The sequence below is a fragment of the Bacillus sp. iso_77 genome (assembly GCF_056173625.1).
The window spans coordinates 2,822,861-2,837,780 of the sequence record NZ_CM149683.1 but is presented as its reverse complement, the minus strand read 5'-3'; the positions used below and the strand labels follow the sequence as shown (position 1 = coordinate 2,837,780).

Sequence of the window (14,920 nt, the reverse complement as noted above, 5' to 3'; positions counted from 1 at the left end):
CTGATCAAATGAAACGAAAGATCGCCATCAGCTTAAGCATATTCTGCACGATTTTAGGAGGAGCATTCTTGATTGAACGAAATGATCAAAAAAGGTGGCAGGCCGGGAGTGAATGGCCGCTATTTTCTGAGCAACTCCTCCATATGACCTATCCGCAGGCGAAACAGTATCCTTTTCAGCCTCGGGAGTATATACGAATTGTATTAGCTGATGAATGAGGATGTATGGGAGAAAAGAAATATAAAAAAAGCATGTCCTTTATGAAAAGGACATGCTTTTTGTTTCTTTTTTAAGTAAACATTCTGAGTAAGATTGTTGCGCAAATAACGGTTGCTGCTCCGCCAAGACGTGTAGAGACTTGAGCGAAAGGCATAAGGCCCATTCTTCCAGAAGCTGAAAGAATCGCAACATCACCAGTACCGCCTAATCCACTGTGACAGCCAGTCACAATGGCAGATTCAACTGGATACATGTTCATGAATTTACCAACAAAGTAACCAGAACCAACCATGCCTAGAACAACAGCAATACATACACATACGAAAGGAATCGAAATGACAGTAGCCACATCATCAAGTGGAATGTATAGAATTCCTAAACCAACCATTAGAGGCCATGTAAAGCTTTTCGATACAAACTTGTAGAACTGCTGTGAGCCGTTTTGCAAATGCTGAGGCATCACGTTTAAGTATTTGATTAATGCAGCAAGAACAATCATTAAGATTGGACCTGGAATATGAACAAAACTTTCTAATAAGCCGCCAAAGATAAAGGTTGTACAAGCAACAAGTACACCTGCACCCATTAAGCTGAAGTCAACTTTAGTATCCATGTCAGGCTGTTCAAAGATTTCATTTGCTTCTTTTGATTTAACAAGTCGTCCATTCCCGTTTAGTTCAGGACGTTTTTCACCAAGCTTTTTCATTGCGCCAGCACAAATGATGGCAATGACGTTCCCAATGACAGCAGCCGGAATTAATTGAGAAATTAATGACTCTGCTGATACACCAAGAATTTGTGAATAAGCAATTGATAATGGCAATATTCCTTCACCGACACCACCGGCAATAATCGGTACAATGATAAAGAAGAACGAATGATGCGGTGTGTAACCAACTAGAAGACCCACTAGAATTCCAGCAGCTACAGCTGTAATTGTACCTGCAACAAGAGGAACAAACATACGAATAAGGCCTTGTACTAAAACAGTTCGTTGCATCCCAAGAATACTACCTACTACAAGAGCAGATATATAGAAGTATAGGAAGTTCGACGTTTTCATCAGAGACGTAACCGCTTCCAACGAGTTTGGATTCAGAACATGAAAAAAGACCAGGAACGATGGTACGAATAAAGAAAGAATCGCCGGTCCACCAATATCTTTTAAGATTGGAATACGTTGTCCTACATCTCCTAGGAAAATCCCCAAAATCATAATAACAGCGAAACCACCAAGCATATTTGCTGGAATTTTATTAAAATAAGCGGCAGTTAAAATAATCGCTGCAAGTACTATATACACAGGTAGATCAATAACACCAATTTTCCAAGAAAGAATTTTTCGGAAAACGCTTTTATTATTGTCAGAATCGTTTGTAATCGATTTCAATTGTTGTGTATTAGCCACATAAACACCCCCAAATGCTATTTGTCTCAATTGTAGAAGATTCTGTGACACTCATCTATTTATTAAACTAAATTAAGTGTAATAAAAGTAAAATAAACGGGGGTTTTGTCGTTTTTATCATACAAAAATCCCCTGAAGATAGTTTGTCCTTCAGGGGATTGATCATACATGGTATTTATTTATCGTTTTCCTTTTAAATAAGGAGTACCAAGTGCTTTTGGTGCGTCTGCTCGTCCAATGAAGCCAGTAAGAGCTAGGATCGTCAGCACATATGGTGCAATGAGCATGTACACGTTCGGGATATCTTGAAACAGCGGAAGCAGAGAGCCAATGATGCTTAAGCTTTGTGCAAATCCAAAGAATAAAGCAGCGCCCATAGCGCCAAATGGGTGCCATTTCCCGAAAACAAGGGCGGCTAACGCAATGAAGCCTTGTCCTGTAATGGTGGCGTGTGAGAAATCAAGAGCGATGGTCGATGCATACACAGCTCCGCCAAGACCGCCAAATAGACCACTAATGAAGACGCCGATATAGCGCATCCGGTATACCTTGATTCCCATTGTATCAGCTGCCATTGGATGCTCTCCGACTGCACGAAGTCGCAAGCCAAACGGCATTTTAAATAAAACAAACCAAGCGACAACCGCAAGAACTAATGCGAGAATGGACGTATAATACACATCTTTAAAGAAAATATCACCAATGATCGGAATGTCACTTAAAAGGGGAATATCTCCTTTATAGAAAGGTTCTGTAATTTTATCCGTTTGTGCTTTGCCATAAATCAGTTTGACAACAAACAGCGTAGCACCAAGGGCAAGCATGTTAATCGCAACACCACTGACCGTTTGATCTGCTCTGAACGTAATAGTGGCAACAGCGTGAATGAGTGAGAACACGCCGCCAATGGCCATACCAACAAGAAGACCGAGCCACGGGGTCAAGGCACCAAACGTATCAGCAAACATTAAGTTAAAGATAATACTAGAAAATGCTCCGACGACCATCAAACCTTCAAGACCGATATTGACGACACCTGATCTTTCTGAAAAGACGCCTCCAAGAGCGGTTAAAATAAGTGGTGCAGCATATACAAGTGTAGCCGGGACGATGATTTCAAGAATTTGCAGAAATCCCACTTATTTTCCCCCCTTTTTCTTCAATTGTTGAATGACAAGACGGATGATATAGCTTGAGGCAACGAAAAGAATAATGATCGCAATCACAATATCAACGACCTCAGTCGGTACGCCAGATTCAAGCGGCATGTTTAAAGCACCGACTTTCAATCCACCAAGCAATAATGCCGCTAAGACGACACCAATAGCTGTATTTCCGCCTAATAAGGCAACAGCGATTCCATCAAAACCAACGCCAGTGAAGGCATCTTTTATTGATGCATATTCAAAGGTTCCGAGCCCTTCCATCGCACCTGCAAGCCCTGCAAAGGCACCAGAAATGAGCATGGAATATATAATGTTTTTTCTCACATTCATTCCAGCATATTGGGATGCGTGTTGATTCATACCAACAGCACGCAATTCAAACCCTTTAGAGGTTTTTTGGATAATGATCCACATAATAACGGCAGATAGGACAGCTACAATGATTCCGTTATGCATGCTTGAAAAATCAGTGATTTTTTCAAAAAAATCAGAGTGTAATGAGGCAGTCGAATTAATATTATCTGTTTTATCTTTATGATCTGTAAGAACATTTGTAATAATAAAATTAGTCACATGAAGTGCAATGTAGTTCATCATAATAGTGACAATCACTTCATGAACATAAAAACGAGCTTTTAAAAACCCAGGAATAAAGCCCCATAATGCACCAGCAGCTGCTGCAGTGATCAGTGCAAGAGGCAGGTGGATATACGCAGGTGCATGGACGGTTGTTCCTATCCATACAGATGCAATCCAGCCAATGAGAAGTTGACCTTCTACCCCGATATTAAAGAGGCCTGTCCGAAATGCAAAGGCAACAGCAAGTCCTGATAAAATATAGGGCGTGACTTGTCGGATGGTTTCTCCCATATAATACGTTTCACCGAATACGCCATTCCAAAGGGCGCTATAACCTTCGATGACACTATAACCGCTTGCCAGCATAATGATGGCCCCAACGAAAAGACCAAGTACAATGGCTATAAGCGGAATCAGCAGATTTGTTAAGCGATTAGACATTTGCTTCTTTCCCCACTTCCTGTTGCGTACTTCCAGCCATTAACAGACCAAGTTCTTGCTCTGTTGTTTCTTTTGGATCAACAATGGCAATAATGCTGCCTTCGAAAATAACGGCAATCTTATCACTGACATTGATAATTTCATCAAGCTCAAAGGAAATGAGCAGAACGGCTTTGCCTGCATCCCTTTGTTCAATCAGACGCTTATGAACAAACTCAATGGCTCCGACGTCAAGTCCGCGTGTCGGCTGTGCGGCAATTAATAAATCAGGGTTTCGGTCCACTTCACGGCCAATAATGGCTTTTTGCTGGTTACCCCCTGATAGCGCACGTGCTTCTGTATATTCACTAGGCGTCCGTACGTCGTATTCAGCAATGATTTGTTTTGCTTTTTGATAAATATTTTTCATATTCATCAAGCCAAACTTCGAATATGGACGCTGATAATACGTTTGTAAGGAAATATTTTCTCCAATTGAAAAATCAAGGACAAGTCCGTGCTTATGACGGTCTTGAGGAATGTGTCCGATACCAGATTCTGTGACCTTACGAGGCGGGAGATTTTGAATGGCTTTCCCGTTTAGCATGATCGTGCCAGATTCGGATTTTTTCAGACCTGTAATGGCTTCAATTAATTCAGATTGACCATTTCCGTCTACACCCGCAATTCCGACAATCTCACCAGCTTTCACTGATAAATTGAGTTGTTTCACAGCTTCAATTCCTCGCGCATCTTTGACAGTGAGATCTTGAATTTGCAAGACTTCTTCAGCAGGGGAGGCTGCTTTTTTGTCTGTTTTAAATGAGACTTCGCGGCCGACCATTAAGCTGGCAAGCTCGTCTTTGTTTGTGTGTTCCACATCAAGTGTACGAATACCTTGCCCTTTTCGGATAATGGTCACGCGATGACAGGCATCCATAATTTCTTTTAGTTTGTGGGTAATTAAAATAATGGATTTGCCTTCATTGATTAAGTTTTTCATAATTTGTATGAGTTCTTTTATTTCTTGAGGTGTTAAGACGGCTGTTGGTTCGTCGAAGATCAAGATGTCAGCGCCGCGGTATAGTGTTTTTAAGATTTCTGCTCGCTGCTGCATACCGACTGAGATGTCAGATACTTTAGCGGCAGGGTCTATTTTCAGTCCATAACGGTCAGAAAGTTCCTGCACTTGCTGAATGGCTTGTTCTTTGTCAATCTTTCCAAATTTCTTTGGCTCTTTTCCTAAAATGATGTTTTCAGCCACAGTAAATGTATCAACTAGCATAAAATGCTGATGGACCATTCCAATGCCTAAATCACTTGCATCATTTGGACTTGAGATTGTAACCGGTTTTCCGTGTACCTTGATTTCACCTTTTTCAGGCTGATACAGTCCGAAAAGCACGTTCATAAGCGTTGATTTTCCAGCGCCGTTTTCACCAAGCAGCGCATGAATTTCGCCCTTTTTTAGCTGTAGCGTAATGTTATCATTTGCTACAATGCCAGGGAATTCTTTGCGTATATTCAACATTTCAATGACATAATCCACAGGTTTAACCGCTCCTTTTTTAGGGTGCTGATGAAGATAAAAACTAGCAAAAGAAAAGCTGCAAAACAAGGCTGCAGCTTTTCTTTTACCACCTTTTACGAATAAAGAGGAGGTAAAGGAGAGGCAAGGGGATAAGACGCGCTTATCCCGATGCACAAATTAAGCTTTAAAATCTTTTAGTTCATCACGTGTTGCAGGGATTTTCACTTCACCCTTGATGATTTTTTGTTTCCATTCTTCGATTTTCTTCAATACATCTTTATCAAGATTCTCTTGAGATGGAGAGATGTCAACGCCGCCTTCTTTCAGTCCGTACGTGATGACTTCGCCACCAGGGAATTTACCTTCTTTTGCTTTTGTTGTTAAGTCTTGTACCGCTGTGTCTACTTTCTTAATCATAGAAGTAAGAGTGACACTTTGTTTTGTTCCAGGTACTTTACCTTCGTCATACTGGTCTTTATCAACACCAATGACCCAAACATTTCGATTTGGATCTGCCTTTTTTAAATTGGTTGCTTCTGTAAAGACACCCGTTCCAGTACCTCCAGCTGCATGATAAATAATGTCAACGCCAGATTTGTACATACTTTCAGCTGTTGCTTTACCGATGTCTGCTTTATCAAATGCACCAGCATATTTCACTTCAACTTTTGCTTTTGGATTAGCTGCTTCAACGCCTGCACGGAAACCAACTTCGAATTTTCTGATTAATTCAGAATCAACGCCGCCAACAAAACCAATTTTGTTTGATTTTGTAGAAAGAGCCGCTGCAACACCTACAAGGAATGACCCTTCGTTTTCGTTAAATGTAATACTAGCTACGTTCTTCTTATCAACAACTGCATCCACAATTGCAAATTTGGAATCTTTTCGCTGATCAGCTATTTTAGAAATGGCACTCTCCATTTTATAGCCGATACCATAAATTAGGTTAAATTTTTGTCTAACAAGTGTATTTAAATTTGTTGGATAATCTGCATCCGTTTTTGATTGTAAGTAATCAAAGCCGTTTTTACCTTTTGTTAAATTGTTGTCTTTCCCAAATGCTTGTAAACCTTCCCAAGCTGATTGGTTAAACGATTTGTCATCGACACCACCGACATCAGTTACCATTGCAACAGTGAATTGATCTTTATCTTTTTTGTTTTCACCGCTGTTTGAGCCAGAGTTGCCGCATGCTCCAAGGATGGTTCCTGCTGCTACGACTAAGGACAATGCAAGTCCAATTTTGCGCTTCTTCAAAACATAACCCCCTATAAAATTTAAAAGTTTCAGAAAAGTCTCGCGAAAAAAGACCGACTCTTGCCTTCTCCTATCCTTGTGAAAAGGGTATTTTATCCTGCATTCTTTAAAAATTGATGGAAACAGGAGAGAAGATGTAAGACATCAGACTTATATCTCGTTGAACTAATCAATCATAATTTATCATTTCCCATCGAATAAATAAATAGAAATTTGTTTTATTTTTAAAAAAATGTTAAAAGGCTAAATTCGATGTCTTTTTATGTGCTGAAATATGATATAATGCCGCTTTTATGATGTGCTCTACTACAGTGGAACCACTGATATCAAGGGGTTTGTGACATCGTATGCCATAAAAAAACATCTGGCCTTTGTGAAAGGTCAGATGTGTCCAATTAAAGATATTGCTGAATCAAATTCATGTTGCTTGTATTCAGTTTATATTGGAAAACAGGGCGGCCGATTGTCCCGTATGCCATCTCCACATCAACCACTTCGATATCCTCAAGAAATTTCAAGTATTTTCTAATTGAAACTTGGGAGATTTCAGTATGATTGGCTAGGTCTTCGGTCGTGAAAGCCTGCTGACCGAATGATTGAATGCTTGTCCAGATGAGTTTGAGTGTGCTCTTCGTCAGGCCTTTTGGCAGCAGGACTTTTTCCGCCTCTGCTTTTTTATGAAAAAGCTTGGCGTCTAAATCATTTTGAGAGATGCTGTTCATCGTTTGGTATAGGGCATGTTTTCTTTTATATTCTGCCAGTGCTGATTGGAAGCGTTCAAACTCAAAAGGTTTGATTAAATAGTCGACAGCTCCGTTTCGCATCGTTTGCTGTACGACATCCACTTCATTTGCAGCTGAAATGACGATGACGTCAACGGAATGATTTTTCTCACGAATTTCTGATAATAGGGCGAGCCCATTTTGTCCAGGCATATAAATATCAAGCAATACAAGGTGAATGATTTCTGATTTTAAGATGTCTAGTGCCTTTTGAAATGAGGTGGCAATCCCTTTTAATTCAAATCCTTCTATTTGGGTCAAGTAGCGTTTATTCAGCTCTCCGACCATTGGGTCATCTTCTACGATCAACACATTAATCATGTGAATCCTCCTTTTGTTTATATGGAATACGGAGACTAAAGGTCGTTCCTTCTCCTTTTTCGCTTGTGACGATCATATGTCCGTTCAGTTTTTTGATGCTTTGGTCAACAAAGTAAAGGCCAAATCCTCTGTCTTCTCCTTTTGTTGAAAAGCCTTGATCAAACATAATGTCCTGTTCTTCTTTTGTCAGACCGACACCTGTGTCTGTAATTTCAATATGAAGCTGCTCTTGGACATATCTGAATGAGATGGAGATATTTTTGATCTCTGTATGGGAAACGGCATCGAGTGCGTTATTTAACAGATTACCGATGACCGTAATAAGGTCATGTGTGACTGCTGGGTCCTCCGAGTTTGGTACCTGTGTACTGCAATTGACTTCTAAAGCTGCGCCTTGTTCTCTGATGTAGCTTTGTTTTCCTAGTAAAAACCCGGCTAAGACTGAGTTTTTCACATGGTTGATGATTTCATTTGTTTCTGTCTGCTGATAAATCGCAATATCTTTAATATAGGTGCCAAGGTCATCATAGTTCTTTAGCTGTACCAATCCTAAAATGACATGAAGCTTGTTCATAAATTCGTGTGACTGGGCACGAAGTGCATTGGCATACATCTTCACCCCGCTCAGCTGCTCAGCTAGGTGTTTGACTTCTGTTTTGTCACGGAAAGTTGCGATCGCTCCGACAATTTCCCCTTTTACCGTAATCGGCACCTCATTAAAGACAAGCTCCAGTCCGTTCATTCTGACATCGCGATCAAGCAGCGGTTTCCGTGTTTTGATTACTTGCTTTAAGCCGCTTGAAGGAAGAAGGGCCTGTACATCTTGTTCTCTAGGGTCAATCATAATGCCCATATTATGAAAAAGACGTTTAGCTTCTGCATTTGCCAGCTTGATTTTACCGTGCTGATCGACGGCAAGAATGCCTTCTTTTGTTGATTCTAGCATAGCGCTTCGTTCTTTTAATAATGTGGCAATTTCATCTGGCTCTAGTCCAAACATAATCTTCTTTACTTTACGTGCCACAATGAGTGCGCCGATAATGCCAGATAAAAGGCTAAGCGATGTGACAAAGTAGAGCGGGAGCAGGCTTTGATGAATAATTAAATCAATTTCCTTTAATGTAATCCCAACTGCCACAGCCCCGAGCTGCTTGCCATCTTGGTTATAAACAGGAACAAAGGCACGCATGGACTTGCCAAGTGTTCCAGATGCGGTACTAATATGTTCTTTACCCTGTAATGCCGGTTTTTCATCACCGCCAGCAAACCGCTTCCCAATCTTTTGCGGATTCGGATGTGTTTTGCGGATACCGTTCATATCCATGACGACAACGAATTCGGTTTTGGTAATACGCTGAACACTTGTTGTATATTTTCGCAGTGCTGTATATGATTGATCATTTTCCAATGATTTTGCTGTGATCGGAGCCTCTGCCACCATTTTGGCAGTGGAGAGGGCGATATCACGTTCCTGCTGATGAATATTTTTGGCTGTTTCTGACCAGATCGTAAAGAATGTGATACAGAGGGAGATCAGGACAACAATACAGACAAAGATCGTCAGCCGTGTTTGCAGTCTTAAAGTTTTTTTCACGAGTATACCCCTAACGCGCAATTTTTTCGTAATAGTAATACTTTAACGGGAAAATGTAAGTTTGTGAAGGAATGTACGTGCAAAATCACAAATTTGATTTAGATTCCAGTTTACTTGGAAAGCATCTTGTCAATCCGTTTTAAGTGAGCCATAATAAAAATGAGCTTATGAGAAAGGATCTATTTATGAAAAATACATATTTGACTGGATATTTTCCGCTGATTTCAATTTTGCTATTCAGCTCTGCCTTTTCTATTTTTACAGTAGGTATCACGACTGACTTCTTGACCCAAGCAGGGATTTTAAAAGGAATGCTGGAATTTTTCTCTGAACAGGGCATTCGTCTTGCTTTATTTGCCGCATTTGCACTTGTTTATTTTATGATTTTATCTGCTTTAAAACTCATTGCAGATACGGTGTTAGAGTTGGCGCTGCTCTTTTTTGCAAAGGACCCTGAAGGGGAGAACTTAAAGAAAATTCGGATTGCATCGGTTGTCTATTTGTTTGCCAGCTTACTTGCATTTCTATTGACGCAGCAGCTCATTTTGCTTGTTGGACTTTTTGTTTTAGCAAGTCTCGTCTATTTTATCTGGGTTGTGGTACGCATTTATCAATCACTTTCCATGCTGAATTTAATTGGGTTTATGATGTTTAATCTGCTGTTTTGGGCCACGTTTTTGATCGGCATTTTGTACTTATTTATTAAGCTTTATAACAGTGTGATGGCAAGTCTGCCAGCTTAATCAGACGAAAGAAAGCATCCTCCGATTTATGGAGGATGCTTTTTTTATGGAAGAAACCGCTTCTGAATATCAGGTGTAGGCATCATACAGGATGTTTTTTGACCAAACCATTTGTAGCGATTCTTTGCAATGAGCTGATAAAACCAGTCACGGATTGGACGAGGGATCGCGAGGAGTAAATAGCTCCATCTGTATATCCCTTTTAAATGCCGCGCCGCTTTTAAGATGCCTGTTGACTTCATATAAAGGGTCCCATTTTCAATATAAATGAATGAATTGAACTCATCTAAAGGCAAGCCGTTTTCTTTTAAAATACGCTGCCCTGTATCTGATTGTAAAGAAGCAAACATCATCCGCTCATTCGGGTCGCGCTTGATGATAAACTGAACAGCACCACTGCACACGTTGCAGACACCGTCAAATAAAATGAAGTGAGAGGGTTGTGTTGAATGCATCGCAATCAAACCTCCTGTTTATCTAGCGTATTGCATAGTTTGTTTCCAAATACGTAAGTGTGGACTTGAACTATAAATAGATTCAACGGTTCCTCTATCTCTTCCTACCCATACACCCATTGTGTATTGATCTGTCAGGCCAACAAACCAAATGTCTTTGTAGTCATTGGATGTGCCTGTTTTTCCCCCAATGTAAGGAGAATTGAAATTCGCCTTTTTCCCTGTTCCACTTTTCACAACAGAGGCAAGCAGCTTGCGCATTGTTTCATTTGTACGCTGAGAATAGATTTGCTTCGGCGACTCTTTCCACTTGTAAAGGGTTTTGCCGTTTAAGTCTGTGACCTTTGTAATGGAGTGATTTCGCGTATAGGCACCTTGATTGCCAAACACGGTATATGCATCGGTTATTTCTAGCGGCGAGAAGCCTTTTGTAAATCCTCCAAGTGCAGAAGGGAGGCGGTAATCATCTGCGACAATATGTTCGAATGAAAACTTTTCTAAATAGCTGAAGCCTTTTTTGACACCGACTGTATCAAGCATACGAATCGCTGGTGTATTGTAAGAGTTCTTAAAGGCTGTTTCAAGTGTTACAGTTCCATACGTTTTATGATTATAGTTTTGCGGGCAATATCCGCTACTGCAAAACTTGCCGGCACTGATTTTGCTTGATGCCGTGGCACCGGTTTGATCAATATAAGGGCCATAATCTAACAGCGGCTTAATGGCGGAACCTGGTTGTCTTTGCGCTTGATAGGCGTAGTTGAAATCAAACTTTTTATAATTCTTCCCGCCAGCAAGTGCGACAATTTGATGGGTTTGGTGGTTAATGACTGCTGAACCGCCTTCCACACCTTGATAAGGCAATTGTGCATTGAGCTGATAAACCGCTCTTTGTTGTAAGGAAGGGTCTAGTGCTGTATAAATCTTCACACCATCTTGAAGCAATGCACTGACCTTTTCTGATAATTCTTTTTGAATTGCCTTTTTTGCGCCAGCTGTTTTGGCTTTTTTCAATCGTTTTGTAAAGCCTTCCTGATCAGACACCAGATCGGTAAATTCTTCATTGGCGTATGTCACATAGTCAGGGTAAAGATTTTTCTTTTCACTTAAGGACAAGCTGATTTTTTCTTTCACTGCTTTTTTGTATTGCTTCTTAGTAATGACACCATCTTTTTCTAAAATACCAAGCAGCCGTTCCTGGCGTTTCTTTGTATGTTTGAATTGTTTCAATGGGTCATACAGCGTAGGGTTGTTAGGAATTGCAGAAATAAATGCCATCTGTGCAAGCGTCAAAGAACTAAGCGGCTTATCAAAATAGTAATTAGCCGCAGAACCGACACCGTAAACCCCGTTACTGAAATAAATCGTATTTAAATAGCTTTCGAGAATTTCCTCTTTTGTAAATTTTCGCTCGAGCTCATAGGAATAGAGCAGTTCTGTAAACTTTCGGCTGAATGAACGTTCATGACTTAAATATAAATTACGGGATAACTGTTGTGTGATGGTGCTAGCGCCTTGGCTAATGCCATGGTTTTTCACATTTGCGGCAAGGGCACGAATCACGCCCATAAAGTCAATGCCTTTATGGTCATAAAAGTTGCGGTCCTCTGATCGGAGGAACAGCTCCTTGACGGAATCAGGAATTTTATCGTACTTCACGAAAACACGGTTCTCATCGTTTGATACGATCTCAGAGATAAGAGAACCATCTCGATCATACATATAACTGTTTTGGGAAAAGTCTACCTTTTCCAGCTTGATTTTTTGATCAAGCACTTCGTTAACAGGTTTTACACTTGCGGCTTCTTCCTTTGATAGATAAAAAGTCAGAACAAATAATGGAATGAGGGCAACAAGTAATAACCATCCAATGATTGCACGAAACATGAGGTCACTCACTTTCTTCGGATTTCTAGCCATATCGTACCATTCTTTTGCGATTACGAGAAGGTTATTTTTAGAAAAGAATAGACGTGAAGTCTAGTAAACAAGGCATTTAGACAGAAGAAAAGAGTATCTGATGATGGATCAGACACTCCTCTCTTTTGTCTTTGATTGTGAGCGGACCGCCCATAAAAATAATGCCCCGAAAAGGAAAATGCCTGCGGTAACATAAAAGACAGCTGGAATTCCGTAATGACTCGCCACAATACCGCCTATGACGGGTCCGACGACATTTCCAAGAAAGCGGAAGCTGACATTGTAACCAAGCACTTCCCCTTGCATAGAGGCAGGCGCTTTGATGCGAATATAGGCCGTCGTACAAGGAATGATGCCGCCTAGTGCCATCCCGTATAAGAAACGGAAGATGACTAACATCCCGTAGGAATCTGCCATCGCTTGCGGGATAAATAAAATGGAGGAGAGGATGAGAAGGGCAAGCAGCACCTTATCGTGACCAATACGATCTCCAAGGTCTCCCCATTTCCGTGTAAATAGCAAATTGCCAAGCCCGGTTGCAGAAAACGCCAGTCCTGCATAAAAGGCAAGGTTGACTGGGCCGTGTAAATCATGAATGTACAAGGCTAAAAGCGGCTGAATACTAAAGTTCCCGACTTGCGTAATAAATGTGAGCAGCATGGTGACGACAAGTAAAGGCTGTTTGAAAATATGGACAAGGACATCCTTCCGTGAGTAAGAAACCCGTTTTGCTTCTTTTGAACGGATCGGCTGTTCTTTCACACCGAAGATAATGACAATCGCTGACACATATATGACAGCAGCTGTTAAGAAAAATGTATAAATGAATCCGACACTGTCTGCCATAAATCCACCCATTAATGGACCAAATAACCCTCCGGCGACATTACTCATCTGCATTGTACCAAGGGTCTTACCGGCTGTTGCCTTTTCGGTCTGTGCAGAAATCAGTGCCATCGAAGTCGAAATAAAGCCTGTCACAAGCCCCATGAAAAGCCGTAACGCAAATAGTTGATAAACGGTTTGAACAAGCCCCATTAATAAAATGCTTGTTGCAATCCCAATGCCGTTAATGAGCAAAATCTTTTTATAGCCATGCCGGTCACCAATCCGTCCCCAAATTGGAGAAATGAGAAAGGCTGTTAAAAACGTAACCCCAAAGACATAGCCGCTCCATCTTTGAACAAATTCATTCGAATAACTGCTATCAAGAGACTCTATGTAAAGTGATAAAAAAGGGACGATCATTGTAATGCTGGCAGATACAAAAAAGTTCACAAACCACATGATGTACAAGTTTTTCTTCCTGTTTGTGATAAAGACCACCTTCTTTATTTATTTCGTGTTCCTTAATAATTATAAAGGAAAATAAACGATCTTTCATCTGATGAATAGGTTGGGCATAGTGAATCTGCATTATTTTCACGAAAATGAAGTGATTTCAAAGTCCGTCTTAATATAATAGTAGCAGGATGGAAAACAGACGAGAAAGTGGGGTGAGACTGATGGAACAGAAGACGCTGCTTGTGGTCGATTTTGAATTTACGATGCCTGATGGGAAATATCATCCGCAAAATTTTTTCCCGGAAATCATTGAAGCCGGTGTCGTCAAAGCATCAAATGAAACGATCATAGACACATTCTCAAGCTATGTCAAACCGAAAAAGTTCCCGAAGCTGACAAAGCGCTGTAAATCGTTCCTTGGCATTACGCAGCAGGATGTAGAAAGCGGGATTTCTTTTGAGACGTTTATCGAGAAGCTCGTGTCACTCGATGGGGGAGAAGACTGTGAGATTATCACATGGGGAAATATGGACATGAAGGTACTGAAGCAAAACTGTATGCTCAATCATATTGGTTTTCCTTTTAAGGGGAATCAAAGGGATCTGGCTTTTGAATATAAAACCTTTTTTGGGGATAGAACACTCACAGGACTTCGGAAAGCAGCTAAGGAGTACGGCAGTGAAGGAGCTGGTAAGCATCATAAAGCACTCGATGATGCCATGACCACTTATCAGCTGTTCACCCTTTTTGAAAAAGATCGATCCTATGTGGAAAATCCGCAAACAACCAAAATTGGTGAACTCATTGACTTCTCTCACTTTTTTGATTCGGCAGATTAGCGGGCGTCTTCTGGAAAATAATCTTTTTCAAGAGAAGAGAGGCACGCTCTTGATTTTTCAGCCCACTTGGAATCATCCGCACTGAGCCCTTTTTTCAATTTGTCTACGGCGTCTTTCAGTGATACTTGATAATCAGGGATGTCGCCATCATAAGGCTTGACCATATGATGAGGGATGTTCGTCTGTTCCCTAAAGGCCAAAGCCCGTCTTTCCTGAAAAAAAGGTACGTCCGCTTCTTTTGGATGATGCAGGTCACCTTGAGTGGGGTGTGTGAAAACCGCTTTTACTTGAACGAGATAAGTAGATGGTTTAACGGCTGTCACTTCCCCAATGTAAACACCTGTTTTGTAAAAACCTTTCACGATTTGTCCAATCTGAATGTCTGTCATATGAAATTCC

At 40.8% G+C, this 14,920-nt stretch carries 14 protein-coding genes; 3 read left to right on the top strand and 11 right to left on the bottom strand.

The genetic code is table 11. The annotated features are described in order from the left end of the window. Nucleotides 1–8 precede the first annotated feature (8 nt). Entirely contained in the window at nt 9–218 is a 210-nt protein-coding gene (locus AC0VYC_RS14695) for a hypothetical protein (RefSeq protein WP_019744044.1), read from the top strand. A gap of 71 nt (nt 219–289) precedes the next feature. On the opposite strand, the gene AC0VYC_RS14690 is transcribed toward AC0VYC_RS14695, so the two are convergent. From AC0VYC_RS14690 to malK, 7 genes are all read right to left on the bottom strand, one after another. Continuing rightward, nucleotides 290–1,627 (bottom strand): 2-hydroxycarboxylate transporter family protein, encoded by a 1,338-nt coding sequence (locus AC0VYC_RS14690; protein ID WP_017367956.1) that lies wholly within the window; start codon nt 1,625–1,627, stop codon nt 290–292. Between the two features lie 179 nt (nt 1,628–1,806). After that, the gene (locus tag AC0VYC_RS14685) at nt 1,807–2,766 is read right to left on the bottom strand and encodes an ABC transporter permease (RefSeq protein ID WP_008345835.1); all 960 of its coding nucleotides are present in this window, start codon (nt 2,764–2,766) and stop codon (nt 1,807–1,809) included. Further along, a complete protein-coding gene (locus AC0VYC_RS14680) occupies nt 2,767–3,813 on the bottom strand; it encodes an ABC transporter permease (RefSeq protein ID WP_025207902.1) in 1,047 nt (348 codons plus the stop codon). Then, entirely contained in the window at nt 3,806–5,341 is a 1,536-nt protein-coding gene (locus tag AC0VYC_RS14675; protein WP_058213661.1) for an ABC transporter ATP-binding protein, read from the bottom strand. The genes AC0VYC_RS14680 and AC0VYC_RS14675 overlap by 8 nt, the downstream gene beginning before the upstream one ends. A 159-nt stretch (nt 5,342–5,500) precedes the next feature. Further along, nucleotides 5,501–6,583, bottom strand: coding sequence for a BMP family lipoprotein (locus AC0VYC_RS14670; RefSeq protein WP_017358951.1), 1,083 nt, complete (start codon nt 6,581–6,583; stop codon nt 5,501–5,503). Between the two features lie 395 nt (nt 6,584–6,978). Further along, complete coding sequence (locus AC0VYC_RS14665) at nt 6,979–7,686, bottom strand: response regulator (RefSeq protein ID WP_024719723.1); 708 nt, start codon at nt 7,684–7,686, stop codon at nt 6,979–6,981. Beyond that, nucleotides 7,679–9,280 (bottom strand): malate sensor histidine kinase MalK, encoded by a 1,602-nt coding sequence (gene malK / locus AC0VYC_RS14660; RefSeq protein ID WP_327855670.1) that lies wholly within the window; start codon nt 9,278–9,280, stop codon nt 7,679–7,681. Before malK ends, AC0VYC_RS14665 begins: the two co-directional genes overlap by 8 nt. 185 nt (nt 9,281–9,465) lie before the next feature. On the opposite strand from malK, the gene AC0VYC_RS14655 reads away from it, so the two are divergent. Further along, nucleotides 9,466–10,023 (top strand): YufK family protein, encoded by a 558-nt coding sequence (locus AC0VYC_RS14655; RefSeq protein ID WP_017367952.1) that lies wholly within the window; start codon nt 9,466–9,468, stop codon nt 10,021–10,023. A gap of 44 nt (nt 10,024–10,067) precedes the next feature. Here AC0VYC_RS14655 and AC0VYC_RS14650 read toward each other — a convergent pair whose 3' ends face one another. From AC0VYC_RS14650 to AC0VYC_RS14640, 3 genes are all read right to left on the bottom strand, one after another. Then, nucleotides 10,068–10,478, bottom strand: coding sequence for a thiol-disulfide oxidoreductase DCC family protein (locus AC0VYC_RS14650; RefSeq protein WP_017358953.1), 411 nt, complete (start codon nt 10,476–10,478; stop codon nt 10,068–10,070). A gap of 18 nt (nt 10,479–10,496) precedes the next feature. Then, nucleotides 10,497–12,398 carry a transglycosylase domain-containing protein gene (locus tag AC0VYC_RS14645; protein ID WP_024719722.1) on the bottom strand — a complete coding sequence of 634 codons (1,902 nt, stop codon included), beginning with the start codon at nt 12,396–12,398 and terminating at the stop codon, nt 10,497–10,499. Nucleotides 12,399–12,506: 108 nt separating this feature from the next. Then, a complete protein-coding gene (locus AC0VYC_RS14640; RefSeq protein ID WP_220482436.1) occupies nt 12,507–13,685 on the bottom strand; it encodes an MFS transporter in 1,179 nt (392 codons plus the stop codon). Nucleotides 13,686–13,903: 218 nt separating this feature from the next. On the opposite strand from AC0VYC_RS14640, the gene kapD reads away from it, so the two are divergent. Continuing rightward, nucleotides 13,904–14,521: a 3'-5' exonuclease KapD gene (gene kapD / locus AC0VYC_RS14635; RefSeq protein ID WP_025207898.1), complete on the top strand. Its 618-nt coding sequence runs from the start codon at nt 13,904–13,906 to the stop codon at nt 14,519–14,521. Here kapD and kapB read toward each other — a convergent pair. After that, on the bottom strand, nt 14,518–14,910 hold the full coding sequence (gene kapB, locus AC0VYC_RS14630; RefSeq protein ID WP_047945340.1) for a kinase-associated lipoprotein KapB: 393 nt from the start codon (nt 14,908–14,910) through the stop codon (nt 14,518–14,520). The genes kapD and kapB overlap by 4 nt on opposite strands. Nucleotides 14,911–14,920 lie beyond the last annotated feature (10 nt).

What these genes read in the sequence shown, in the direction of transcription:
- AC0VYC_RS14695 (WP_019744044.1), top strand. Translation starts at nt 9, where the DNA reads ATGAAACGAAAGATCGCCATCAGCTTAAGCATATTCTGCACGATTTTA.
- AC0VYC_RS14680 (WP_025207902.1), bottom strand. Translation starts at nt 3,813, where the DNA reads ATGTCTAATCGCTTAACAAATCTGCTGATTCCGCTTATAGCCATTGTA.
- AC0VYC_RS14665 (WP_024719723.1), bottom strand. Translation starts at nt 7,686, where the DNA reads ATGATTAATGTGTTGATCGTAGAAGATGACCCAATGGTCGGAGAGCTG.
- AC0VYC_RS14655 (WP_017367952.1), top strand. Translation starts at nt 9,466, where the DNA reads ATGAAAAATACATATTTGACTGGATATTTTCCGCTGATTTCAATTTTG.
- AC0VYC_RS14650 (WP_017358953.1), bottom strand. Translation starts at nt 10,478, where the DNA reads ATGCATTCAACACAACCCTCTCACTTCATTTTATTTGACGGTGTCTGC.
- AC0VYC_RS14645 (WP_024719722.1), bottom strand. Translation starts at nt 12,398, where the DNA reads ATGGCTAGAAATCCGAAGAAAGTGAGTGACCTCATGTTTCGTGCAATC.
- AC0VYC_RS14640 (WP_220482436.1), bottom strand. Translation starts at nt 13,685, where the DNA reads ATGTGGTTTGTGAACTTTTTTGTATCTGCCAGCATTACAATGATCGTC.
- kapD (WP_025207898.1), top strand. Translation starts at nt 13,904, where the DNA reads ATGGAACAGAAGACGCTGCTTGTGGTCGATTTTGAATTTACGATGCCT.
- kapB (WP_047945340.1), bottom strand. Translation starts at nt 14,910, where the DNA reads ATGACAGACATTCAGATTGGACAAATCGTGAAAGGTTTTTACAAAACA.